Origin of the sequence: Pseudoxanthobacter sp. M-2 (assembly GCF_046156265.1) — a bacterium.
Taxonomy (GTDB): Bacteria; Pseudomonadota; Alphaproteobacteria; order Rhizobiales; family Segnochrobactraceae; genus CAMDHY01.
Genome location: NZ_JAWDIR010000022.1, coordinates 473,493 through 498,000 on the forward strand (window position 1 = coordinate 473,493; position 24,508 = coordinate 498,000).

The window sequence follows — 24,508 nt, forward strand, 5'->3', positions numbered from 1 at the left end:
GCGTTGCAGCGCAGCGGATCGGGGCTAAGGTAGGGGCGGCAGGTGCCGCGGCGGCGGCCCACGGAGGACGCATGGACTGGCAGACTGGTCTCGGGCTCGCGGGTTTCGTCCTCGCCAACTTCGTGGTGGCGACGAGCGGCGGCTTCTTCCGCCCGGGCGACTGGTACGAGCGCCTGGCGAAGCCGCCGTGGCGGCCGCCGAACTGGCTCTTCGGGCCGGCGTGGGCGGTGCTCTACGTGACGATCGCGGTCTCGGGCTGGCTCGTCTGGCGCGAGGCCGGCTTCGCGGGCGCCGGGCTGGCGCTCGCCATCTACGGCGTGCAGCTGCTGCTCAATGCGGCCTGGTCGGCGATCTTCTTCGGCCTGCGGCGCATCGACCTTGCGCTCGGCGAACTCGTGCTTTTGTGGCTGTCGATCGCCGCGACCATCGCCGCCTTCCACCCGATCCACGCGGGCGCGGCCTGGCTGCTCGTCCCCTATCTCTGCTGGGTGACGTTCGCCGGCTTGCTCAACCTCGCCATCCTGCGCCGCAATCCGGCGCGCGGCGTCGACGTTCGGGCCTAAGCGGAGGGACCACCCGGCGGTCCCGCAGACGGCGCTCGGTTCGCCGCCCGCGGCTGCGGGCGGCCATCAAGCGGCGCGGGCGCTTCTACCAGAGCCGCTGCGGCAGGCGACGCTTCCAGCGCTCTCCGGGCAGCAGTGCGGCCGCCACCGGATTGCGCGCGACGCGGGCGCGACCCGTGCGCTGGCCGGCCGTTCCGTCCGTCTCACCGGCCACCTTCGTGGACGGCACGACCGGCTCCGACGGGGTCTGCGACGCTGGGGGCGTCACACGGACCACCGCTGCTTCGGCTTTCGGCGCCCGCAGTCCGGCCTGCTTGCGGGACCGGGCCTCCACCTCCCGGGGCGCCTTGGCCGCCGGCGGGGAGACGGCCCCGGCGGGCTCGGCCTCCACCGGCGCGGCAGCGCGGCGCGGACGACCGCGGCGAGAGGGGGCTGCGCCGCCCCCCGCGTCGTCGGTGCGCTCGGCGCGGCGCTGCTGCGCCTCGGCCTCCCGGGCCTCCTCGCTCTCGAGCGCCTCGATCACCGGCGACGGCGCCTCGACGAGCAGGCTTTGCAGGATGCGGCGCACGGGTTCCGCGACACGCTCCTTCAGCCGCTCGGTGAAGATCGCATCGGCTTGCGGCTCAGGCTCCGAGGCGGCGGCCAGTTCCTGCTGCAGCAACGGGGTCGAGGCCCACAGGTTTGTCGGTGCCTTGCGGCTCCGCTTTGTCTCGACCACGAACGGCCGCGCTTGTCGCTTCATGAGTCCTCTCGAAAGGCTCTTCTATGTGTGTTGGGGTCGAAGTGTGCGGGATCGAATGTTCCGGATCGGCGGCGTTCCCCGCCAGGCCTGGACGCCGGCGCCGCACACCGGCATCGGCGCATCGGCGTCGGAACGCCCGCACCCGCGGTGCGACCGATGGCGAAGCACGCCTTCCGGGGAAACACACGACAGGGCATAGCGGTTCCGGAAAGCAGAGCCAAGCACAAATTCCGCATCGGCCCGCGGATGTTCCTGCTGCAGCGCCCACTCAGCAGTTGATCGCCGCCGCTGCTTGCGCGCGATTCGGTCTATCGACGAGATGGTCCCGCACGATCACGACCACGGTGTGACGGTGCCGCGGCGGGACCGAGCCGCCACCCGCGGCGCACCGTTTCCCCGTCAGAACAGGAAGCGACTCTCGACGTTGCTGTCCTCGTAGAAATCATAGGCAAAGATGCTGACGAGCAGTTCGTCATCCAGGTAGATTTCCGTCGTGTAGCTTTCTCCGACAACGACGATCTCCGCAATCTCGACCATCTGCTCGAACGACTTGAAGTAGGCACCCATGTCGATCTGGTCGGAATCGTCGCTACTCAGGAAATCGTTGATGTAATCCGGACCCGTTCCCTTAATGACGAAGATGTCGTCGCCGATACCGCCGTAGAGATCGTCGACCCCGTTGCCACCGGTGATCACGTCGTCGCCGGCCCCGCCGTCGATGACGTCGTCCCCGGCATTGCCGCTGAGGACGTCGTCGTCGGCGCCGCCGATGAGGTAGTCCGCACCGGTGCCGCCCGACAGGGTATCCATGCCCTCGCCGCCGGCGAGCGTGTCGTTGCCGTCGCCACCTGAGAGCTTGTCGTCGCCTGGCACGTACTCGACCGGGCCGTCGCCCCGCCGGCCGGCGTAGAGGGCGTCGCCGCCCGATGGCGGATCGTCCGAATCGCCGTCGATGTAGTCATCGCCGTCGCCACCTTTGATGGTGTCGTCACCGCCGTCGCCGGCGAGCGTATCGGCTCCACCGCCGCCCTCCAGCAGATCGTTGCCGTCGTCGCCCTCGAGCACGTCGGCACCGGCATTGCCGAGCAGCGTGTCGTTGCCGAGATCGCCGCAGATGATGTCCGCACCGGCACCACCCGACAGCAAATCGTCGCCGTCCTCGCCACACAGAAAGTCCGCGCCACTACCCCCGGCGATCACATCGTTGCCGTCACCGCCGAAGAGGTCGTCGTCGCCGGCGCCGCCGGCCAGCGTATCGTCGCCGCCGCGACCCTCGATGATGTCGTTGCCCGCGCCCCCCGAAAGGCGGTCGTCACCGGGCTCGCTCGCGGCGCGACCCCGGCCGCGTCCGCCATTCGACGATGTGTCGGAATCGCCGTCGATGAGGTCGTCGCCGTCGCCGCCGAAGATGGTATCGTTGCCGCCCCCACCCACGAGGACGTCGTCACCGGCGTCACCCGAAAGGCGGTCGCGGCCGTCGCCGCCGAACACTGCGTCGTCGCCGTCACCGCCTGAGAGGCGGTCCTTGTCGGCACCGCCGTCGAGGAGGTCGTCGTCGGCACCACCATCGAGGACGTCGTTGCCGATGCCTCCGATGAGGATGTCGATGCCGTCGCCGCCCGACAGCGTATCGCTGCAGACCCCGCCATCGAGCCTGTCGTTGCCCTTGCCGCCGTCGATCAGATCGTTGCCGGCATCGCCCTGAAGCGTGTCATCGCCACCGCCGCCGTTCAGCGTGTCGTCGCCGAGGAAGCCGAAGACCTTGTCGGCCCCGCCGCCGCCGGCAAGCTCGTCGTTGCCGTTGCCGCCGCGCAGGTGATCGTCGCCGCCGCCACCCGAAAGGCTGTCGTCGCCATCGCCGCCGACGAGGCGATCGTTGCCGTCGTCGCCGTGCAGGTCGTCGTTGCCGGCGCCGCCGTCGAGGCTGTCGTCGTCCAGTCCGCCATTGAGGGTGTCGTCGCCGGACCCGCCCTCTAGGCGATCGTCACCGGCATCGCCCGAAGCGCGGTCGTTGCCACTGCCGCCATCCATGCGGTCGTTGCCGTCGCCCCCCTCGAGGCGGTCGTCACCGGCGTCGCCCGTCAGACGATCGTCGCCACCGAGCCCGCGCAGAGTGTCGTGGCCACTGCCGCCGGAGAGCTGGTCGTCGCCGCCGCGGCCGCTCAGCTGGTCGTCGCCGCCGAGCCCGCGCACGCGGTCGGCGAACTCGGTGCCGACAAACACGTCGTCGCGCTCGGACAGATCGATGCGGATCGGGAACGGCAGGGCCGCCGGCGGCATCAGATCGCCCGCCCGGCCGAGGTCGTGCGCCGCACGCCCGCCGCTGGGTGCGTCGCCGAACAGGAAATGATCGGCGGCGTTCTCGTCCTCGAAGAGGTCGTAGTCGAGGATACGCAGCGACTGCGTCGGCCGGCCGCTGTCGTTTGCCTCGATGATCACCCAGGTGATCGTCTGGCCGTCGACGAGCCAGGTGACGGACTGGCTCTCCATCTCCTGCAGCGAGGAGAAGAAGGCGGAGACGTCGATGATGTCGGCGTTCTTGCCCGACGTGGTGAAGTCGCGAATGATGTCGGTACCGCCGGAGGCGACGAACAGGTCGCGACCCTGGCCGCCGGTCAGCGTGTCGTCGCCCTCGCCACCATCGAGGGTGTCGTCGCCCTTGCCCCCCTCGAGGACGTCGTTGCCGGTATAGCCGCTGAGACGGTCGTTGCCGTCGCCGCCGTCGAGCGTGTCCTTGCCACTGCCGCCGTCGAGGACATCGTCTCCCTTGCCGCCGTCGAGGCTGTCGTTGCCGTCGCCGCCCGACAGGGAGTCCCGGCCGTCGCCGCCGTCGAGCGTGTCCTTGCCACTGCCGCCGTCGAGGACATCGTCTCCCTTGCCGCCGTCGAGGCTGTCGTTGCCGTCGCCACCCGACAGCGAGTCCCGGCCGGCGCCACCGTCGAGAGTGTCGCGGCCGGCGCCGCCGTCCAGTCGGTCGCGCCCCTTGCCACCGTCGAGCAGATCGTCGCCTTCGCCGCCGGAGAGGGAATCGTTGCCGTCGCCGCCGTCGACGGTGTCGTCGCCATAGCCGCCGTCGAGGACGTCGTTGCCCTCGAAACCGAGTACCTGATCGTCATCGCCGCCGCCGTAGAGCGTGTCCGCGCCCTCGTTGCCGCACAGCGTGTCCTCGCCGTCGCCGCCGTCGAGGATGTCGTTGCCTTCGTTGCCGATCAGCAGGTCGTCGCCGTCGAGGCCGCGAAGCGTGTCGTCGCCCTTCAGCCCCTTCATGCGGTCGTCGAACTTGGTGCCCGAACGCTTGTCGTCCCGGTCCGTCCCGATCCAATCGGCCATGCGACGTCTCCTCGCCCGAGCGACGGCCCCGGGGATCGTCTACCGAACTGCGACACTAGTCGCTAGTACCGCGCGCGTCACGCACGCAGAGGTGAAGCGCCGGCGCAGGCGTCGCGCAACCCCTGCACTCGAATCACACAAATTCTTGAGCCCGTTAGTTCGAAAAGCCGTTAGTCTTTCATCGCCGTTGCGGCAGTCGCCGGCGCGTCGGACGACGGGACCGGCGAAAATGCGAAAGGGAAATCACCCCCATGTGCAATGTTTGTGGATCCTGGCTTCACCACGCACCGTCCCGCCGCGGCTTCCTCACCGGAACCGCAGCCGCCGTCGCTGCCGGAGGCCTCCTCACGGCCAACCTGCCTTTCGCGCCGGCCGCCTATGCACAGGCGCCGAACGAGATCCCCCCGGACGAGGCCCTGCAGCGTCTGGTCGACGGCAATGGCCGCTATGTCGCCGGCTCCAGCAAGATGGAGGACTTCGCAGCCGGGCGCGCGGCCCGCGCCGAGGCACAGTTCCCGTTCGCCAGCATCCTGAGCTGCGCCGATTCACGCGTCGCTCCGGAACTCGCCTTCGACCAGGGCCCGGGTGAGCTGTTCGTCGTGCGCGTCGCCGGCAACGTCGCCAACGACGACGCCGTCGCGAGCCTGCAGTTCGGTTCGGCTGTGCTCGGCTCCCGGCTGATCATGGTCCTCGGCCACACCGCCTGCGGCGCCATCTCCGCTGCAATCGGCGTCGTGAAGGACAACACGGAACTGCCGGGCAGTCTGCCGGGCCTGATCGGCCAGATCACCCCGGCGGTCGAGACGGCGATGAAGGACAACCCGAGCGACCTGATGGCCGCCGCGACGTTGCAGAACGTCCGCGATGGCGTCGCCCGTCTGACGACGTCGGACATGCTCGCCGAGCGGATCAGCGAGGGCAAGCTGAAGGTCGTGGGCGGCATGTACGAGCTCGCCACCGGCAAGATTTCGCTGCTCGCCTGATCCTGGCGACGCTCGCGGCCGCCCCCCGCAGGGGCAGCCTCAGTCTTGAGCCTTCGCCAGTGCGTCCAGGAAGCTGCTGGCGAAGGCATGCGCATCGTGTTCCCGGATGCGCTCGAACAGGACGCGCCAGCGGTGCTGGCGCTCATCGAGCGGCATCGCGAGAGCCTTGTGCAGCGTCTCGGCGACCCCGACCGTCGAGTAGGGGTTGACGATCAGCGCTTCCTTCAGCTGCTCGGCCGCACCGGCGAAGCGCGACAGCACCAGCACGCCGGGATCCTCCGGGTCCTGGGCGGCGATGTACTCCTTGGCGACGAGGTTCATGCCGTCGCGCAGCGGCGTCACCAGCCCGACGCGGCTCGATCGGTAGAGGCCGGCCAGCGCCCGCCGCGGCATCCCCCGCGTGAGAAAGCGAATCGGCGTCCAGTCGATATCGGCGAAGCGGCCGTTGACGTGGCCGGCGACGCGCTCGAGCTGGCGGCGCATGTCGCTGTAGGCCTCGAGCTCGCCGCGCGACGGCGGCGCGATCTGCAGGAGGCTCACCGTCGAGCGGTGCTCGGGGAAATCGACGAGCAGGCGCTCGAAGGCACGGAAGCGCTCGTTCAGTCCCTTCGAATAGTCGATGCGGTCGACGCCGATGATCTGGCGGCGGCCGACCAGAGCCTTCTCCATGCGCTTGCGGTTGATGCGCGCCTCCGGCGACACGGCATATTCGGCGAACGAATCGGCATCGATGCCGATCGGGAAGGCGCCGACCCGCGTCCGCCGGCCCTCGAGCTCCAGAACGCCGTCGCCGAGGTTGCGGGCGCCCACCTCCTCGACGGCGCAGCGCACGAAGTTGTCGCGGTCGCGCTCGGTCTGGAAGCCGAGGAGGTCGTAGGCGAGCATCGCTCTCAGCAGGTCGTTGTGATGCGGCAGCGCCGCCAGAATGTCCGGGCCGGGGAACGGCACGTGCAGGAAGAAGCCGATCGGATTCTGCAGCCCGGCGGCGCGCAGTCCCTCGGCCAGGCGGAAGAAGTGGTAGTCGTGCACCCACAGCGTGTCACCCGGCTCCACCATCGGCGCGAGGCGGGCGGCGAAGCGCTCGTTGACGCGGCGGTAGCCGTCCTCCGAGCGGCGGTCGAAGTCGGCAATGTCGAGCCGGTAGTGCAGAAGCGGCCAGAGCATTCGGTTGGCGAAGCCGGCGTAGTACTCGTCATGGTCGTTCTGCGAGAGGTCGAGGGTGGCGAGGCGGACGTTGCGGCTGTGCTCGGACTTCAGCGGCCCGAACGTGCCCTGCTCGGAGACATCGCCAGACCAGCCGAACCACAGCCCGCCGGTGCGCCTCAGCGTGTCGACGAGGGCGACGGCAAGGCCTCCGGCGCGGCCGGTGTCCTTCAGAGGGCCGACGCGGTTCGAGACGACGATCAGCCGCCCGCCATGGGCCTTGGCCGTTGCGGCCATCTTCGTGCCTGCGGGAGCCTTCGTGTTCGAAGGGACCCTGGCGACCGACACCGAGGGAGCCTCGGCGGTCGCGGGGGGCTTCGTGGTCGCGGGGGGCTTCGCTCGCGGCTTCCCCGCGCTCTTCGCCGGCCCGACCGACCCGTCGGCCACGGTCATATCGCCTGCTCCCAGCCGCGGCTGAGGCGCATGGCGCCGTTGATGATGCCGACCATCGAGTAGGTCTGCGGGAAGTTTCCCCAGAGTTCGCCGGACGTTGGATCGACGTCCTCCGACAAAAGGCCGACGTGGTTGCGACAGGCGATCAGCGTGTCGTAGTGCTCGCGCGCCTCGTCGGTGCGCCCCATGCGGGCGAGCGCATCGATGTACCAGAAGGTGCAGACGGTGAAGGCGGTGTGCGGCACGCCGAAATCGTCGGCGGCGGCGTAGCGGTACATGTGATGGCCGCGCTTCAGCTCGCGGGCGATCGCGTCGACGGTCGAGACGAAACGCGGGTCGCGCGGATCGATGATGCCGATCTCCGCCATCAGAAGCAGGCTGGCGTCGAGGTCCTTGCCCTCGAAGCTCTCGGCGAAGGCGCCGATCTTGTCGTTCCACGAGCGCTCGAGGATGGTGGCGCGCACCTGGTCGGCGCGCGTCTGCCACTTCGTCGCGTCGAGACCGACGTGGCGGGCGATCTTGGCCAGCCGATCGAGGGCGGCCCACGACATCAGGCTCGACGAGGTGTGCACCCGGGAGCGGGTCCTGAGCTCCCACATGCCGGCGTCCGGCTCGGCGTGGACGGCGAAGGCGCGTTCGCCGATCGCCGCGAAGCGCGGGAAGTCCTCGACGCCGAGTGGCCGGAGCAGCCGGCGGTCGAAGAAGGCCTGGGCGGCGCCCAGGATGATGTTGCCGTAGACGTCGTGCTGGAAGTGCTCGTAGGCCTGGTTGCCGACGCGCACCGGCCCCATGCCGCGATAGCCGGGCAGAGAGGCCGTGCGCTCGACGAGGTCGCGCTCGAGCGACACGCCCCACACCGGCTGCACGTGGCCACCGGCCGTCAGCGTGACGATCTCGTTCAGGTAGCCGAGATAGAGCTCCATCGTCTCGACCGACGACAGCGCGTTCAGTGCCCGCACGACGAAGAAGGCGTCGCGCAGCCAGCAGTAGCGGTAGTCCCAGTTGCGGCCCGAGCCGGCCGCCTCCGGCAGCGAGGTGGTGACGGCGGCGACGATCGCACCAGTCTCCTCCACCGTGCAGAGCTTCAGGGTGATCGCCGCGCGGATCACGGCGTCCTGATAGTCGAGCGGAACCGCGAGACGGCGCGACCACTGGCGCCAGTAATGCTGCGTCTCCTCGATCAGCGTCCGCGCCACCACGAACGGCCGGTCGGAGAGCGTCTCGTCGGGGCCGAGGATGAAGGACAGCGTCTTCTCGAGATGGAAGGGTGTCTCGGCCATCACGTAGGGGATCGGCGCGTCCGTCGACAGGCGCACCGTGATGGCGTCGGCGGTGTAGCGGACGTGGTTCGAGCCGGTGGTGATCTGCGGCCGTGTCTGCCCCCACTCGAAGCGCGGGCGCAGGCGCACGCGGATGCGGGGGGCGCCAGAGAGCGGGCGGACCTGCCGCACCAGCATCGCCGGCCGGAACATGCGGCCGAGCCGCTCGTAGCGCGGCGCGTGATCGACGATCTCGATCGACGCACCATCGGCCGCGGTCAGCCGGGTGCGCAGGATGGCGGTGTTTTCCAGATAGGTCTGTTCGGCGGAGACCTGGCCCTCGAGCTCGATGGCGAAGGCGCCGTCGTGCGGATCGTCCTCGGGCGACCCGAGCAGGGCGTGGAAGACGGGGTCGCCGTCGAGACGCGGCAGGCACCACCAGACGACGCGCCCGTTGAGATCGACCAGGGCCGCGACGGAGCAGTTGCCGACGAGGCCCATGGCGAGCGACGACTGCGCCAGCGACGGGCGTGCGGGAGACTGGCCAGCGGTGTCCGGGCCGGCGGATCGGATGATGTCTGTCATTCCCCCTCGCGAAGCAAGAAAGCCCGCCGACGGCGCATGCCGTCAGCCGGCCAGCGTGGCGACCAGTGCGTGCACGGCGGCGACGTCGGCGAGACGCTCCGGCGCGAGGCTGTCGCCGGGTCCGACCTTGATTGCGCGTCCCCCTGCCGCGAGCGCGGCGCGGAAGGCGTCCTCGTCGGTCACGTCGTCGCCGATCATCACCGGCACGCGGTGCAGGAACGGCGGACGGGCGAGAAAGTTCACCAGCGCCGTGCCCTTGTCGGTGCCGCGCGGCTTCACCTCGACCACCATCTTGCCGGTGACGAGGTGCAGGGCGGGGTGGGCTGAGGTCACCGCCACCATCAGCGCGCGGACCTCCTCGCCCCGCCCCGGCGCGTCGCGGTAGTGGACGGCGAGCGCCAGCCGCTTATCCTCGATGCGCACACCCGCCCCCGGCAGGCCGGCCGCGGCGAGCGCCTCGCGAACGGCCGCCAGCGCCCCTGTCGCCGCAGCGGCGACGATCACCGGTGCGGCCGGATCGGCGCGCACCTCGAGGCCGTGCACGCCGGCGGCGGTGAGCCTCAGCGGCGACAGCATGGCGTCGATGTCGGCGATCGGCCGGCCGCTGACGACGGCCAGCGCGCCTCCCAGCCTGTCGCGGGCCGCCGCGAGCCGGGCCGGCAGGGCGGCATCGACCCGGACGGCTTCCGGCCGGGCGGCGATGTCGACGAGCGTGCCGTCGAAATCGAGGAACAGCGCCACCGTCGGAGCGAGGGGAGGAACCTGCATCACCGCCCGTTATAACCGCCTCGGCCGCGATGGCCACCCCGGCGCGCCCGTGAGGCTATAACGGGGGGCGATGTTGGCTGGCCTTGCCTGCCGCCGTCGCGGCGTTTAACCCGGAGCGCCGCCGTCGTCGCCGCCGCCCGTCACCGGCGGCCTCCCGGCCGGGGCGGTGCCGCCGACGGCGGCCGACCGGAGACGTCCATGACCGACACCGCCACCCCGCCCCGCCTCGCCGGCCCGCTGCGCCGGCGGCTGCGGGCGTGGGTGATGCGCCGGCTGTTTCCGCGCCACTATTTCCTCGTCGCCGCCCATTTCGACGCGGACTACTACCGGCTGGCCAATCCGGACGTCGACCCAGCCCTAGACCCGATCGAGCACTTCCTCGCGGTCGGCTGGCGGGAGGGCCGCGATCCGAGCGCCGCCTTCTCGACGCGCCGCTACCTCGCCGCCTATCCCGACGTCGGCGACGTCGGGGTCAACCCGCTCATCCATTTCCTCCAGCACGGCCGCCAGGAGGAGCGCCGCGCCTTTCCCGTCGAGGGGCTCGCGAGCCGCAGCCTCGGCGTCTCAGTGCGCGAGCACGCGGGCGCGCTGCCCTTCGATCCGCTCACCGGCACCGTCCTCGTCGTCGCCCACGTCGTCGGTCGCGAGCGGTTCGGCGGGGAGCGGTCGTTCCTCGACATGCTGGAAGGTCTGGCCGGTGTGGGCCTCAACATCGTCGCGGTGCTTCCGCGCGAGGAGGCGGAGTACACGGCCGCCGTCCGGGAACGATCGTCGAAGGTCGTGGTGTTCCCCTATGTGTGGTGGCGCGGCGGCGCGGCACCGTCGGAGCGCATCGTCGAGGCGTTTTCGGGCCTGATCGCGCGCTACCGGGCATCGGTCGTGCACGTCAACACGGTGACGCTGCTGGAGCCTCTGGTGGCGGCGCGGCGGGCGGGGGTGCGGGGGGTGGTGCACGCCCGCGAGATCCTCGTGCACGACCCGGCGCTCTGCGAGCGGATCGGGCTGTCGGCGGAGGAGATCGTCGCGGCGGTGTGGTCGCGGTCGGACGTGGTGATCGCGAACTCGGCGGCGTGTGCGTCGGCCTACGCGGCGGCGCTCGGGCCGGGGGCGGTGGTCGAAGGTGTGGCCGCAGCCGGCGGCGAGGGCCCTGTGGCGGCGGCCTCGCTCGCATCCTTCTCCGACACATCTGCGGCAGACACATCCTCCCCGGACGGCACGTCCTCCGCCCCGGCGGTTGTTGCGGCGGTTGGTCCGGACGGTCGTCGTGTTGTGGTGGTGGCGAACGCGGTGGACGCTTCGGCGCTGGACATGGCGAACCCGGTCGCGGCGACCGGTCCGGTGCGGTTCGGGCTGATCTCGTCGAACGTCGCCAAGAAGGGTCTCGAGGACCTCGTCCGGCTGGCGCGGGCTTGCGCGGCGGCGGGGCTTTCGGACGCGGCGTTCGTCGTGGTCGGTCCGGAGACGGAGACGGTGAAGGCGCTGAAGGCCGGCCAGGCGGCGGGCGAGGTGCCGGCGTCGATCACGTTCGCGGGCTATGCCGAGGGCCCGGCGGAGGCACTTGCGGGCGTGCAGGTGGTGCTCAACCTGTCGCGCTTCGCCGAGAGCTTCGGGCGCACGGTGGCGGAGGCGATGGCGGCGCGGCGTCCGGTGATCGCCTACCGCTGGGGGGCGCTGCCGGAGCTGGTCGAGGACGGCGTGACGGGCTTCCTGGTGCCCTATGGCGAGGCGGAGGCGGCGGTCGCGGCGGTCAAGGCGCTGCTGGCGGACCGGTCGCTGATCGCGGCGATGGGCGAGGCGGGTCGGGCGTCGGTGACGGCGCGCTACGACAAGCCGGCCTACCGGGCGGCGATGGAGGCGGCCTACCGGGAGATCCTGGCGACACCGCCGCACGGCGGCGGTGGTGGTAGCGGCGGGCCTGGCGGCGGCCCGAGCGGCGGCCTCGCCAACGGTCTCTCCGACGGTGGCTTCGGCTCCGGCCGTTCGCCCCGCCTCGGCGCACAGGCGGTGGCGCCGGCGATCACGGCGGAGGCGCTCGCCGTGCCGCTGCCGCAGGCCGGCGAAGGCGCGGTGGTGCTGCCCGCGCGGACCCGCCCCGGCGGTGTCCCGGCGACCGGTGGCGCAAGGTCCGACGTCCCCCCCGCGTCCGACGTCCCCCCCGCGTCCGACGTCCCCCCTGCGGCCGGGTCGGCCCCTGCCGCGAGCCCCGAGCCCGGGTCCCCGACTGCCGACTGCCCACTGCCGACTGCCGGCGCGCAAGGCGCGCCTTTGCCGACTGCCGGCTCGCGCAGCGAGCCCCCCCGGATCGCCTACTTCCTCTGGCACTTCCCGGTGCCGTCGGAGACGTTCGTGCTGAACGAGCTCCGGTATCTTGTGGAAGCCGGCTATGACGTGAAGGTCTGGTGCCGGCAGAGCCCGCACAAGGATTTTGTGCCGGACTTCCCCGTAGAATGGGAGCGGGTGGCGACGCCGGACGCCTTCGCCGAGCGGCTGGTGGCGACGGGCCGGACGGCCGTGCACGCCCACTTCACCTATCCGACGGTGACCGACATGGTGTGGCCGGCCTGCGAGATCGCGCAGGTGCCGTTCACCTTCATCGCCCATTCCCAGGACATCTTCCGCCACGAGAACGACGCCCGGAACCGGGTCGGCGAGATCGGCCGCTCGGCCCTGTGCCGCAAGGTGTTCGTGCCGGCGCGCTTCCACCGGGAGTACCTCGCCCAGCGCGGCGTGCCGGAGGGCAAGCTCGCGATCAACCCGAACGGGGTCGACGTCGACGCCTATGCCGGCGCACGGCGGGAAGGCCGGGCGGTGGCGACGAAGCGCATCGTCGCGGTGCATCGCTTCACCGAGAAGAAGGGCCTCGAGCCGCTGATCGCGGCGATGGCGCTACTCGAGCGGCGGGCCGCGTCCGGCGAGGCGGCGGCGGCCGGCATCACCCTCGACCTCTACGGCTACGGCGAACTCGAGGAGCGCTTCGCGGCGCTGATCGCCCAGGGGACTGGGGACGGGCCGCTCACCAACGTCCGGCTCGCCGGCCCGGTGAAGGGCCGTGACGCGCTGGTGGAAGTCTTACGCGACGCCGACCTGTTCGCCTGCCCGTCGGTGCGGGCGGCGGACGGCGACATGGACGGCATCCCGACAGTCGTGCTGGAGGCGATGGCCGCCGGGCTGCCCGTGCTCGCCACCACCGTCGGCGGCCTCGGCGAGCTCGTCGTCGACGGCATCACCGGCGTCACCGTGCCGGCGGCCGAGCCCGAAGCGCTGGCAGAAGCCATCCTGGGGTACTTCGGCCTTGCCCCCACGCAGGTGGCGGCGATGGGGCGGGCGGGCATCGCCACGGTGTCGGAGCGCTACCGCATCGACCGGCTGATGCGGGTCTTGACCCGCACCTGGGAGAACCGCGGCGTCGACCTCGTCATCGTCGCCTGGAACAACCCGGCCGAGCTCGTCGAGGTGATCGACAGGCTCTACCGCTTCACCGCGAGCCCGTTCCACCTGATCGTGGTGGACAACCTCAGCGGCGACGAGACGCGGCGCATCCTGGTGGCCGAGCAGCAGCGCCGGCCGTCGATGACGCTGGTGCTGAACGACGAGAACGCCTTCGTCGGCCCCGGCACCAACCGGGCGATGGCCGAGGGGTCGTCGGACGTGGTGATCTACGTCTGCGGCAAGGAGGGCTTTGCGCTCGCGCCGGGCTGGGAGCTGCCGTTCGTGCACGCGCTCGCCGAGGACGAAGGCGTGGGCCTCGCCGGCACGCTCTGCCATGCCCCGACCTACATGACCGGCAAGGACTATCCGACCGGCGTCCGGCTGTTCGACAAGTTCCGCAACCAGGCCTTCGCGGCTGAGAACCCCGACCGGCCGTTCGAGCACGTGCAGGGCGGGCTGTTCGCAATCCGGCGGGCGATGGTCGACGCCATCGGCGGCTTCAGCGACGCCGTCGCGCACGACTACACCGACGTCGAGTTCAGCTACTTCGCCGAGAGTGAGGGGTGGAAGCTCGCCGAGGTGCCCGGCATCCTGTCGCTCTACCGCAAGACGCGCCCCGGCCTGATGGAGCGCATCGACGAGCGCGTGCTCGCCGCCCACCCGCCGACGCTCGCCGACCTGCCGGCGCTCGACGCCATCGCGCAAGGCCACGCCCGCCACTGCAACCTCTGCGGCTGGACCGGACCGGCGTTCCTCGCCGAGGGGGCGGGGCACAGTGGACACGGGCACGGTGGCGAACTCAACGGCGGCCGCGGGCACGGCACCGCCCCCGCCGCAGGCACCCGTGAGGCGCAGGCGAGCGGCCGCGCCGCCGCCATCACCACCGGTCACGCCGCCCCCTTCCGAGCCCGCTGCCCGGGCTGCGGGTCCTCGCCCGCCGATCGCGCGGTCTACGCCGTGCTCGCCGCCTCGCCGTGGCTGAACCGGCGCCTGCCGGCGCTTGTTGTCGGCGCCGGCACGAAGCTCGCCGAGATCTGCGCCCGCGCCTTCCAGGGCCCGCAGATGACCGCCGAAGAGCTCCGCGAGGCGCTCGCCACCGGCCGCCGCCTGCCGCTCGCCGACGGCAGCCGACAGCTCATCCTCGCCCTGGACGCCCGCACCGCCGACGGCGCCCGCAGTGCCGCGCCGGGCCACGCCGGAGGCCCCTCGCGGGCCGACGCCGCCGTTCTCGCCGAACTCGCCCGCCTCGCCGCCCCCGGCGCCCCCATCCTCCTCCACGACACAACGCAGCCGCCGCTCGACCCCGCCGAAGCCACCGCCGCCGGCCTCGCCCCCCACGCCCCACCCCAGGCCGCCCCGAACGCCCCCTCCAACGCCCTCCAGACACACCACAGCCCCGTCACCCTGTGGGTGAAGGCCGGCGGCTGAACCCGGGCGGCGGATCGGGCGGCCCCCGCCCGTGCCAGAAGTGTCCACCATGTCCCCGAACGCCTGTCCGCCATCTCCACGGTCTGTACACCTGGCCGGGGGCCCATGGCCGGCGACGCCCCTTCGCCCTCCCCCGACCGCTCCACTCCGCTGCCCCGCGGCCTCTGACGCGCCGCTTGCGCCCCGGCCTCGCCGCTGCGACCATGCGGACCGGGAGGAGCGGTCGGCTCCGGTCGCGACAACGACGACACCGGGGCATGGCCGTCATCGAACGAAACGGGAACGGTAAAACCGGAACAACGGGAGGCGGCCGCCATGGCGAGCGACAGGAGAGGCGACGGCGATACGGCGACGATCAACCGCCCGGCGGGCGTGAGCGGCCCGCGGCCGGTCGGCACCGATGCCGCGGCGGCCCGCTGCATCGTCCTCGTCGGGCCGCTCGCGAGCGGCAAGACCTCGCTCATGGAGGCGATCCTCGCCCGCACCGGCGCCATCCCGCGTCCCGGCTCGGTGCTGCACGGCACCACCGTCGGCGACGCCAGCCCCGAGGCGCGCGCCCACCGCATGAGCGTCGAGCTCAACGTCGCCGAGACCGAGTTCCTCGGCGACCGCTACACCTTCCTTGACTGCCCGGGATCGCTTGAGTTCCAGTGCGAGGCGGCCGGGGCGCTGGCCGCCGCCGACGTGGCGGTGGTGGTCTGCGAGGCCGACGAGCGCAAGGTGCCGGCGCTGCAAGTCATCCTGAAGGACCTCGAGGAGCGCGGCATCCCGCGCATCCTCTTCCTCAACAAGATCGACAAGGCGGAAGGCGGCGTGCGCGGCGCCCTCGGCGTCCTGCAGGGGGCGAGCCGGGTGCCGCTGGTGCTGCGCCAGGTGCCAATCTGGGCCGATGGCATCGCCACCGGCTTCATCGACCTCGCGCTCGAGCGCGCCTTCGTCTACCGCGAGCACGCGGCCTCCGAGACGATCGACATCCCCGACGCCGAGCGGGCGGCGGAGGTCGAGGCGCGCTTCCAGATGCTGGAGCGCATCGCCGACTATGACGACGCGCTGATGGAGGAGCTCCTCTCCGACATCGAGCCGCCGCGCGATCGCATCTTCGACGACCTCGCCCGCGAGATGCGCGAGGGCCTGATCTGCCCGGTCTTCCTCGGCTCGGCCGAGCGCGGCAACGGCATCCTCCGCCTCCTGAAGGCGCTCCGCCACGAGGCCCCGACGATCGCCGCGACGCGCGACCGCCTCGGCCTGTCCGCCGGCGGCGAGACGGTGGTGCAGGTGGTGAAGACGCTGCACACCGCCCACGGCGGCAAGATCGCGGTGGCGCGCGTGCTGTCCGGCAGCATCCAGGAGGGCACGCAGCTCACCCGCTCGACCGGCGACAGCGGCCGCGTCGCCGGCGTCATGAAGATGATGGGGACCGAACTCGGCAAGCGCGGCCCGGCCACCGCCGGCGAGACGGTGGCGCTCGCCCGCCTCGAGGTGGCGCGGACGGGGGCCACCCTGACGAGCGGGCGCGAGGTCATCGACCTCGTCGAGATCCGGCCGCCGCCGCCGGTGATCGCCCGCGCCATCCAGCCGACCGAGCGCAAGGACGAGGTGAAGCTCGCCGCCGCCGTCGCCAAGCTCCTCGATGAGGACCTCGGGCTCGCCCTCGAGATCGACCGCGACACCGGCGAGACGCGCCTCGCCGGCCAGGGCGAGATGCACCTGCGCGTCGCGCTGGAGCGGCTCGCCGCCAAGTACGGCATCGCCGTGACGAGCCGGCCGCCGCGCATCGCCTACAGGGAGACGATCCGCACGGCCGCGACCGTCCGGGGTCGCCACAAGAAGCAGTCCGGCGGTCACGGCCAGTTCGCCGACGTGACGCTGGAGATCGCGCCGCGGCCGCGCGGGGCGGGCTTCTCCTTCGTCGACCGCATCACCGGCGGCGTCGTGCCGCGCCAGTACATCCCGGCGGTGGAGGCGGGCGCCCGCGAGACGCTGTCGGCCGGGCCGCTCGGCTTTCCCGTCGTCGACATCGAGGTGACCCTGACCGACGGCAGCTACCACAGCGTCGACTCGTCCGAGATGGCCTTCAAGCAGGCGACGCACCACGCCATGCGCGAGGGGCTCGAGAAGGGCGGGCCGGTGCTGCTCGAGCCGATCCTCGCCGTCGAGGTGGTCTGCCCGAACGAGGCGACGGCGCGCATCAACGCCATCGTGTCGGCCCGCCGCGGCCAGATCACCGGCTTCGAGCCGCGCCCCGGCTGGCCCGGCTGGGACTGCGTGGCGACGCTGATCCCGGCGGCCGAGATCGGCGACCTCATCGTCGAGGTGCGCTCGGCGACCGCCGGCGCCGGCACCTTCACCTGCCGGCCGGACCACCTCGCCGAGGTCACCGGGCGGCTTGCGACCGATGTCGTCGAGCGCCACCGGCGCGACGCAGCGTAACGGCGGGGCGATTCGCGGCGAAGAAGAGACGAGGCGTGGTCGTCACCGGCGCCGGGCCGGCCTCACGGCCGTCCCGAGTGGACGGCCCGGTCCGAGACGCTACATCTCCTCCCGGGAGACCGGGCGACACGCTGAACCGCACCGCGAGGACGACACCCATGCTGATCCGCCGCCGCCGCCCCTGGGACATGCCGGAGGCGTCCGTCACCCCCGAGGCGCTGTTCCTCGACCGCCGCCGCGTGCTGGCCGGCCTCGCCGCCGGCTCGGCCCTCGTCGCAGGCGCGACGCCGGCGTCTGCGGACGGCCTGTTCGGGGGGCTGTTCTCGTCGGAGAAGAAGGCGCCCCCCGCCCCGCCGGAGCCGGACCCGACGGCCGACCTCTACCCGGCGACGCGCAACCCCGCCTTCACCCTCGACCGCGAGATCACGCCCGAGAGCGTCACGTCGACCTACAACAACTTCTACGAGTTCGGGTGGACCAAGGGCATCTGGCAGACGGCCCAGAACCTGAAGATCCGCCCGTGGCAGGTGCGCTTCGATGGCCTCGTCGAACAGGAGAAGACGGTCGACATCGACACGCTGATCCGCGCCATGACGCTGGAGGAGCGGCTCTACCGCCACCGCTGCGTCGAGGCGTGGGCGATGGCGGTGCCGTGGACGGGCTTCCCGATGGGCAAGCTCGTCGACTACGCCCGCCCGCTCGGCTCGGCCAAGTACGTGCGCATGGAGACCTTCCTCGACCCCGACGTGGCTCCGGGGCAGAAGGACACCCGCTGGCCGTGGCCCTATGTGGAGGGTCTGACGATGGCCGAGGCGACCAACGAGCTCGCCTTCATGGTCACCGGCATCTACGGCAAGCCGATCCTGAAGCAGTACGGCGCGCCGCTCAGGCTCGCGGTGCCGTGGAAGTACGGCTTCAAGTCGGTGAAGTCGATCGTCCGCTTCTCCTTCGTCGAGGAGCGGCCGCGCAGCTTCTGGGAGGACCTGCAGCCCTCCGAGTACGGCTTCTGGGCGAACGTCAACCCGGAGGTGGCGCACCCGCGCTGGAGCCAGGCGACCGAGGAACTGATCGGCACCGGCACGCGCGTGCCGACGCAGCTCTACAACGGCTACGGCGACAGCGTCGCGAGCCTCTACACCGGGCTCGAGAGCGAGACGCTCTACCGCTAATCCTCGCCGCGACTTCGCCGGCAATTCCTCAGGCGCGGAAACTGCTGTAGCGATCGTCCCGGGCGGGGAGGATCGCGGGCGTGGCCATCGGTCAGTTTCTGACGCGAAGCGTGCGAGTGGGCATTGCCGGCGCGGGCCTCGCCATGCTCGCCGTCCTGCTGTTCGGCGTCACCGGCATGGTGACGACGGCGTGGGCCGCTCAGCAGGCCGCATCGGCCGAAACAGTGGTTCGCCTGCAGCTGAAGTGGACGCACCAGTTCCAGTTCGCCGGCATCTACGCCGCGCTGGCGCAGGGCTACTACCGCGACGCCGGCATCGACCTGCAGATCCTCGAGGGCGGGCCCGCGATCGACCCGGTCGGCGTCGTAACGGGCGGTGCCGCCGAGTTCGGCATCGGCAACTCCTCGCTGATCATCGACCGTACCGCCGGCGCGCCGATCATGGTGGTGGCGCCGATCTTCCAGCACTCGCCGTTCGTCATCCTGGCGCGCACCGAGGCCGGCCTCAACGTGCCGCGCGACCTCGCCGGCCGGCGGCTGGCGCTGGAGGCCCACTCGGCCGAGGTGGAGGCCTATCTCAAGACGTCCGGCGTGCCGCTCGCATCGATCGACGTCGTCCCGCACACCGGTGACGCCGTCGGGCTGTTCGCGTCCGGCGTCGACGCGATCTCGGCCTACACCACCACCGAGCCCTTCGATCTCCTGGTCGCCGGCGTGCCGTTCCAGATGTGGAGCCCGCGCGAGATCGGCATCGACTTCTACGGCGACACGCTGTTCGTCGACGCGCGCTTTGCCGCCGCGCACCCCGAGACGGTTCGGGCGGTCCGCGAGGCGACGCTGCGCGGCTGGGACTACGCGCTCCGCCACACGGGCGAGATCATCGAGCTGATCCAGAGCCAGTACGCGCCGGGCATGTCCCGCCAGAAGCTCGAGTTCGAGGCGAACGACATCCGCCGGCTGATGCTCTCCGACATCGTCGACATCGGTTACGGCAGCGGCGCCCGCTGGCGCCACATCGCCGATGTGTTCGCCGAGACCGGCATGATGCCGCGGGATGCGTCGCTTGCCGGGTTCGTCTTCGAGGAGCGGGCACCGGCCGAGCCGGTGTGGCCCTACATCGCCCTGACGGCGGCGGTGACCCTGCTTGCCGCCGTCGCCCTCGTGGCGCACCGGTTCTACCGGATCAGCCACGAGCTCCGGGCGCAGATCGAGGCGCGACGGCGGCTCGAGGAGGAACTGACCCAGCTCGCCCGCACCGACGAGCTGACCCGCCTGCCGAACCGGCGGCACTTCCTGTCGGTGGCGGCGGCGCAGCTCGAGCACTGCCGCGCCGAGGGGGCGGGCCTTGCCGTCCTCGTCTTCGACATCGACCACTTCAAGGCGATCAACGACACCTACGGCCACGCCGTCGGCGATCGGGTGCTGGTGGCGGTGGCCGCCGCCAGCCGGGACGCCGCGCCGCCCGACGTCGTGCTCGCCCGCATCGGCGGCGAGGAGTTCGCCGCTGCCCTGCCGACGGCGGGACCGGCCACGCCGATGGAGGTCGCGGAGCGGCTGCGGGATGCGGTCAAGGGCGTCGCGATCCCCGTCGGCGAGGGTGACGAGGTCGCCGGAGTGACCGCGAGCTTTGGCCTCGCCGAGGGCGGCGAGGCGTCGCTCGACACGCTGCTGTCGCGAGCCGACCACGCCATGTACGTCGCCAAGCGCTCCGGCGGCGACCGCATCGAGGCGCCGCCGGTGGGAGAGTCGGCCGCGCGATGACACCCGGCCCCGGCACTGACACCGGGGTAAGGACGCCTCAGGAGCCGATGAAGGCGATGAGCTGGCTCATCGACCAGATGTCGTCCGGGCCGGACGGCATCCGCCCGTAGCCGCGGAGCCCGGTCTCGATCTCGTCCCACGGCGGGACGCCGGCCGCAGCGAACTCGCCAGCGATCGGGCTGCGCTCCCGCTGCAGCAGGATGACCGCATCGGTGAGGCTCAGAGGCGTGCCGCCGTCGCGCGGTGCGACCAGCCCCTCCACCATCGCTCCAAGGATCGTCTCGGCGACGATGTAGCCGCCGACGGGGCCCAGGTGCGGGGCGCTCGTCACCTGCTCGGCCTCGCGGATGATGTAGTACCAGAGCGGTGTCGCCCACTGCAGCTTGGGCTCCCGGACGAGGACTTCCTTGAAGTTGTCGAAGACCGTGCCTGGGAACAGCTCGTCGCGGCTCGTCGGCCGGATGTAGCCGTAGATCTCCGCCAGCGCCGCAGCCGCCTGCTGGCCGCTCGGCAGGCCGAAGTCGACGCCGCGGCGCAGGTTGCGTTCGGCCAGCGCGATCGGTGGCTCGCCGACGGAGGGCGGCGGCAGGCGGAAGATCGAGGGCGGCAATTCGCCGTCGATCGGCTCGCCGGGCTGCGGCGGCTGGAACGCCGCCCCGGGCACCGGCGGCAGCGTGAAGAACAGATCCCAGTGGACGCGGAAGTCGAACGGTGTCGCCGGGGCCGTCTGTACCAGCGGACTTCCACCGCGCAGGTCGACGCCGGTGCGAGTGGTATCGAACAGCGGAGCGCCTGGTCCTCCGCGGCGGAGCAGGTAGCCGTCGCGCAACTGGGTGTGGCCGAGGCGGAAAGCGGCATGGGAGAACTCCACCGGCATCGCCGGCGCCGGCGAGATGGCGAGTCGCTGCAGAATCGCCGCGTTGCGCTGGTTCATTTGCTGATAGGCCGTCTTCCCGCGCCCAAGCTTGCGCAGCACCTTGTCGATCTGTTTCGGCGCGACGATACGCGGCAGGTAGTCGTGCAGGACGATGCGCCGGTAGGCCACCTGCACCGCCCGCTTGGTCTCCAGGAACATGCGCCCGGTCGGCCCCTTCTCGTCGACGGAGCCCGTCTTCGCGGCGTGGATCTTGTTGTGCAGCTTCTCGAACAGGAGGTGGACCTGCACGATGAGCTTGTTCTCATCGTTGCGCGGATCGGCGATCAGTCGGCGTTCACGGAAGAAGTCGCCGCGCAGGATGTCGCCGTCGGCCTCGATGCGGAACTGCCCGTCCTCGGTGAAGAGGTCCGGCTGGGCGGTGCCGAGCAGGCCGTAGACGGCGTCGAGGTCCAGCGCGCCGGTGCGCCCGTTGGTTGTCGTCGGCGTCTCCCGGTCGGGATGCCGGAGGTCCTCGAGGACGCGCTGGCGCTGGCCGATCTGCGGGTTCTGCGGGATCAGCGCGAGTCCGTCGGAGACGACGCGGAACTCGGTCAGGTCGTGGTCGATGAACTGGCCGAGGAAGGTGAAGCCCGCCGGATTGGGCGGCTTGCCAACAGACGGCGAAGCCGGCGGCTTCTGCAGCGGTCCGAGCGCGCCGCCGAGCAGCGACAGCGCCAGGCTATCGTAGGTGTGATCCGCCGCCGGGAAGAGCCGGCCGAACGGCGATTTCAGACTGTCCGGCGTGAGCGTCGCCGGATCCAGCACCGTCACCCAACCATGATGCGCCATCTTCCCCCCCTCGGCGCCGCGCGGGCGCACGACCGTGTTCCCTCGAACAGCATCAGGGTGGCGCTATCTCTTTTAGGTTGCAATAACTGCAATATATAACTTTTACGCGAATTCGACCGTGGCCCTCACTGCAGCGCCGGGTCGGCGCGCAGGCCTGCGACAACGATGTCGACGAAGGCGCGGACGCGGGCGCTTCCCGTGCGGCCCTGCGGAAACACCACGTGGACGGGCAGCGGCTCCGGCTCGTGGTCGGCGAGCAGCCGCACGAGGCGGCCGTCGCCGATCTCGCCGCGCACCTGGTAGGACAGCATCCGCGTCAGGCCAACGCCGGCGAGTGCCGCCTGGATGGCGAGGTCGGAGGTGCTGGCGACGAGGCGGGCCGGCGGCGGCGCGACCGTCACACCGCCGCGGAAGCCCCAGGGCGTGACCGCCGTGGACGGCGAAAAGACGACAGCGAGGTGGCCGGCGAGATCGGCGGGCGTCTCCGGCACGCCGTGGGCTTCGAGATAGGACGGCGAGGCGCAGACGACGCGGCGGACCGCGCCGACCCGCACCGCGGTCAGCGACGAGTCCGGCAGGTGGGCGATGCGGACGGCGACGTCGACGCCCTCCTCGACCAGGTCGACCATGCGGTCGACGAACAGCGCCCGCACGCTCGCCGCGGGGTGGCGGCCGACGAAGGCGATGACGTGCGGGGCGACATGGCGGCGGCCGAACATCGACGGTGCCGTCATCGACAGCGTGCCGCGCGGCTCCGCCTCGGCGCCGGCGGCGGTCGCCTCCGCTTCCTCGAGTTCGGCGAGGATGCGCCTCGCGTCAACGAGGTAGCGGGTGCCCACCTCGGTGAGGCGGACGGCCCGGGTGGTGCGCACGAACAGGCGGGCGCCGAGGCGGCCTTCGAGGCCGGCGACGGCCCGTGTCACGGCCGGCGGCGACAGCGCCAGGCGCCGGCTCGCGGCCGCGAAGCTGCCCTCCTGGGCGACTGTCACGAACACCCGCATGGCGTCGATGCGATCCACGGGATTATTCCTTGAACTGGAATGATCCCGTGTCTCTATCCCATATTCTTGCGGACATCCATTGGAGCGATGGTGACGGCACCGACACGCCGACCTGAAGGAGAGTCCGATGACCGCCGCCGTTCCCCCTCCCCCCGCGCCGTCCCCGGCCGCCCCCTTGCCTCTAGAGACGGCCGAGCGCATCCGGCTGTTCTGGCATCCGCTGTCGGGCCACTGCCACCGCGTCCAGCTGATGCTGTCGCTGCTCGGCCGCCCGAGCGAACTCGTCGAGGTCGACGTCCTCGCCGGCGAGAATCGCGCGCCGTCCTTTCTCGCCCGCAACCCGCTCGGACAGGTGCCCGTCATCGAGGACGGCGGGCTGACGCTCGCCGACAGCAACGCCATCCTCGTCTACCTCGCCCTCACCTACGACCCGGCCCGCCGCTGGCTGCCGGCGGATGCGGCGAGCGCCGCCGCCGTGCAGGCCTGGCTGTCGCTCGCCGCCGGCCCCCTGGTGCAGGGCCCCTCGACGGCGCGCCTCGTCCGGCTGCTCGACTGGCCGGGCGACTACGAGCGGGCGGTGGCCACGGCAGAGCACCTGCTCGCCCATCTCGACCGTCACCTCGAGGACCGCACGTTCCTCGTCGGCGGCGGCGCGACCGTCGCGGACGTGGCGCTCTACGCCTACGTGGCGCTGGCGCCCGAGGGCGGCGTGCCGCTCGACCCCTATCCGGCGGTGTGCGCCTGGCTCGCCCGCATCGAGGACCTGCCCCGCTTCGTGCCGATGCGCCGCACTCCCGCGGCCGTGGCGGCGTGAGGCGGCGATGAGCGACTTCATGGCCGAGCTGGAGGCTCGCGAGGGCTTCCGCTTCCACGCCGGCGAGCAGGTGCTGCAGACTCGTGCCGGGGTTCGCGAGCGCATGGAACTCGTCGGGCGGCGCGCCATCCGCGCCACCATGCCCGACGAGCACCGGGAGCTGTTCGAGCGCCTGCCGCTCCTCTTCCTCGGGGCGCGGGACGCCGAGGGCCGGCCATGGGCCGGCGTCGTCACCGGGCCGCCCGGCTTCGTGCGCACGCCGGACGCCCGCACGCTGGCGGTGCGTGCCCTCCCCTCGCCGGACGACCCGTTCGCGGCGGCCCTCGCCGCCGACGCGCCGATCGGCGTGCTCGGGATCGAGTTCGCGACGCGGCGGCGCAATCGGGCGAACGGGCGCGTCGCGGCCGTCGGCCACGGCGGATTCCTGGTCGCCGTGGAGGAGAGCTTCGGCAACTGCCCGAAATACATCGTGCCGCGCGAACTCGCCCCGGCCGACCGCAGCGCGGCCGGCGGCGATGCCGTGCTGTCGGAAGGGCCGCGTCTGTCGGCGCGGGCGCGGTCGATGGTGACGGCGGCCGACACCCTCTTCCTCGCCACCGTGGCGAGGCCCGGTATCGGCGGCGCCGACGTCTCGCACCGCGGCGGGCCGGCCGGCTTCGTTGCCGTCGACAATGTCGGCGGCGAGAGCGTGCTGTCGCTGCCCGACTATCCCGGCAACGCCTTCTTCAACTCGTTCGGCAACCTCGTGACGGACCCGCGCGCCGGGTTGCTGATCGTCGACTTCGCGACGGGCGACACGCTGTCGCTGACGGGGCGAGCGACGGTCAGCTGGGGCGCCGCGAGCCGCGGCGGTGGTACGGGCCGCACCCTCGCCTTCACCGTCGAGCGCGGCCGGCTGCGGCCGGGCGCGACGGCGCTGCGGGCGTGGCCCATGGCGGACTGAGGG

General features: G+C 71.7%; 15 protein-coding genes. 8 read left to right on the plus strand and 7 right to left on the minus strand.

Going from position 1 to position 24,508, the window contains the following annotated elements; translation table 11 throughout:
- The first annotated feature begins 71 nt into the window (after positions 1 to 71).
- Positions 72 to 563: a TspO/MBR family protein gene (locus RUR49_RS13865; RefSeq protein ID WP_409146965.1), complete on the plus strand. Its 492-nt coding sequence runs from the start codon at positions 72 to 74 to the stop codon at positions 561 to 563.
- Between the two features lie 85 nt (positions 564 to 648).
- Here RUR49_RS13865 and RUR49_RS13870 read toward each other — a convergent pair whose 3' ends face one another.
- Both RUR49_RS13870 and RUR49_RS13875 read right to left on the minus strand, forming a co-directional pair.
- Entirely contained in the window at positions 649 to 1,305 is a 657-nt protein-coding gene (locus RUR49_RS13870; protein ID WP_409146966.1) for a hypothetical protein, read from the minus strand.
- A 399-nt stretch (positions 1,306 to 1,704) separates the two neighbouring features.
- A complete protein-coding gene (locus RUR49_RS13875) occupies positions 1,705 to 4,635 on the minus strand; it encodes a calcium-binding protein (RefSeq protein ID WP_409146967.1) in 2,931 nt (976 codons plus the stop codon).
- Between the two features lie 251 nt (positions 4,636 to 4,886).
- On the opposite strand from RUR49_RS13875, the gene RUR49_RS13880 reads away from it, so the two are divergent.
- On the plus strand, positions 4,887 to 5,618 hold the full coding sequence (locus RUR49_RS13880; protein ID WP_409146968.1) for a carbonic anhydrase: 732 nt from the start codon (positions 4,887 to 4,889) through the stop codon (positions 5,616 to 5,618).
- A 39-nt stretch (positions 5,619 to 5,657) separates the two neighbouring features.
- Here RUR49_RS13880 and otsA read toward each other — a convergent pair whose 3' ends face one another.
- From otsA to otsB, 3 genes are all read right to left on the minus strand, one after another.
- Positions 5,658 to 7,058, minus strand: a complete 1,401-nt coding sequence (gene otsA / locus RUR49_RS13885) for an alpha,alpha-trehalose-phosphate synthase (UDP-forming) (protein ID WP_409146969.1) — start codon at positions 7,056 to 7,058, stop codon at positions 5,658 to 5,660.
- 152 nt (positions 7,059 to 7,210) lie between these two features.
- A complete protein-coding gene (locus RUR49_RS13890) occupies positions 7,211 to 9,058 on the minus strand; it encodes a glycoside hydrolase family 15 protein (protein WP_409146970.1) in 1,848 nt (615 codons plus the stop codon).
- A gap of 42 nt (positions 9,059 to 9,100) precedes the next feature.
- Positions 9,101 to 9,826: a trehalose-phosphatase gene (gene otsB, locus RUR49_RS13895; RefSeq protein WP_409146971.1), complete on the minus strand. Its 726-nt coding sequence runs from the start codon at positions 9,824 to 9,826 to the stop codon at positions 9,101 to 9,103.
- Positions 9,827 to 10,024: 198 nt separating this feature from the next.
- On the opposite strand from otsB, the gene RUR49_RS13900 reads away from it, so the two are divergent.
- The 4 genes from RUR49_RS13900 (at position 10,025) to RUR49_RS13915 (ending at position 20,042) form a co-directional block, all read left to right on the plus strand.
- Positions 10,025 to 14,683, plus strand: a complete 4,659-nt coding sequence (locus RUR49_RS13900; RefSeq protein WP_409146972.1) for a glycosyltransferase — start codon at positions 10,025 to 10,027, stop codon at positions 14,681 to 14,683.
- A 315-nt stretch (positions 14,684 to 14,998) separates the two neighbouring features.
- On the plus strand, positions 14,999 to 17,113 hold the full coding sequence (locus RUR49_RS13905; RefSeq protein ID WP_409146973.1) for an elongation factor G: 2,115 nt from the start codon (positions 14,999 to 15,001) through the stop codon (positions 17,111 to 17,113).
- A gap of 158 nt (positions 17,114 to 17,271) precedes the next feature.
- Positions 17,272 to 18,282 carry a protein-methionine-sulfoxide reductase catalytic subunit MsrP gene (gene msrP, locus RUR49_RS13910; protein ID WP_409146974.1) on the plus strand — a complete coding sequence of 337 codons (1,011 nt, stop codon included), beginning with the start codon at positions 17,272 to 17,274 and terminating at the stop codon, positions 18,280 to 18,282.
- Positions 18,283 to 18,362: 80 nt separating this feature from the next.
- Entirely contained in the window at positions 18,363 to 20,042 is a 1,680-nt protein-coding gene (locus RUR49_RS13915; RefSeq protein WP_409146975.1) for an ABC transporter substrate-binding protein, read from the plus strand.
- A 37-nt stretch (positions 20,043 to 20,079) separates the two neighbouring features.
- Here the strand turns inward: RUR49_RS13915 and RUR49_RS13920 are convergent, their stop codons facing one another.
- Both RUR49_RS13920 and RUR49_RS13925 read right to left on the minus strand, forming a co-directional pair.
- Positions 20,080 to 21,747, minus strand: coding sequence for a peroxidase family protein (locus RUR49_RS13920; protein ID WP_409146976.1), 1,668 nt, complete (start codon positions 21,745 to 21,747; stop codon positions 20,080 to 20,082).
- 125 nt (positions 21,748 to 21,872) lie between these two features.
- Positions 21,873 to 22,766, minus strand: coding sequence for a LysR family transcriptional regulator (locus tag RUR49_RS13925; RefSeq protein ID WP_409146977.1), 894 nt, complete (start codon positions 22,764 to 22,766; stop codon positions 21,873 to 21,875).
- 109 nt (positions 22,767 to 22,875) lie between these two features.
- Here RUR49_RS13925 and RUR49_RS13930 point away from each other — a divergent pair, with 109 nt between their 5' ends.
- Both RUR49_RS13930 and RUR49_RS13935 read left to right on the plus strand, forming a co-directional pair.
- Positions 22,876 to 23,562 (plus strand): glutathione S-transferase family protein, encoded by a 687-nt coding sequence (locus tag RUR49_RS13930; RefSeq protein ID WP_409146978.1) that lies wholly within the window; start codon positions 22,876 to 22,878, stop codon positions 23,560 to 23,562.
- A gap of 7 nt (positions 23,563 to 23,569) precedes the next feature.
- Positions 23,570 to 24,505, plus strand: a complete 936-nt coding sequence (locus RUR49_RS13935) for a pyridoxamine 5'-phosphate oxidase family protein (RefSeq protein WP_409146979.1) — start codon at positions 23,570 to 23,572, stop codon at positions 24,503 to 24,505.
- Positions 24,506 to 24,508: the final 3 nt, after the last annotated feature.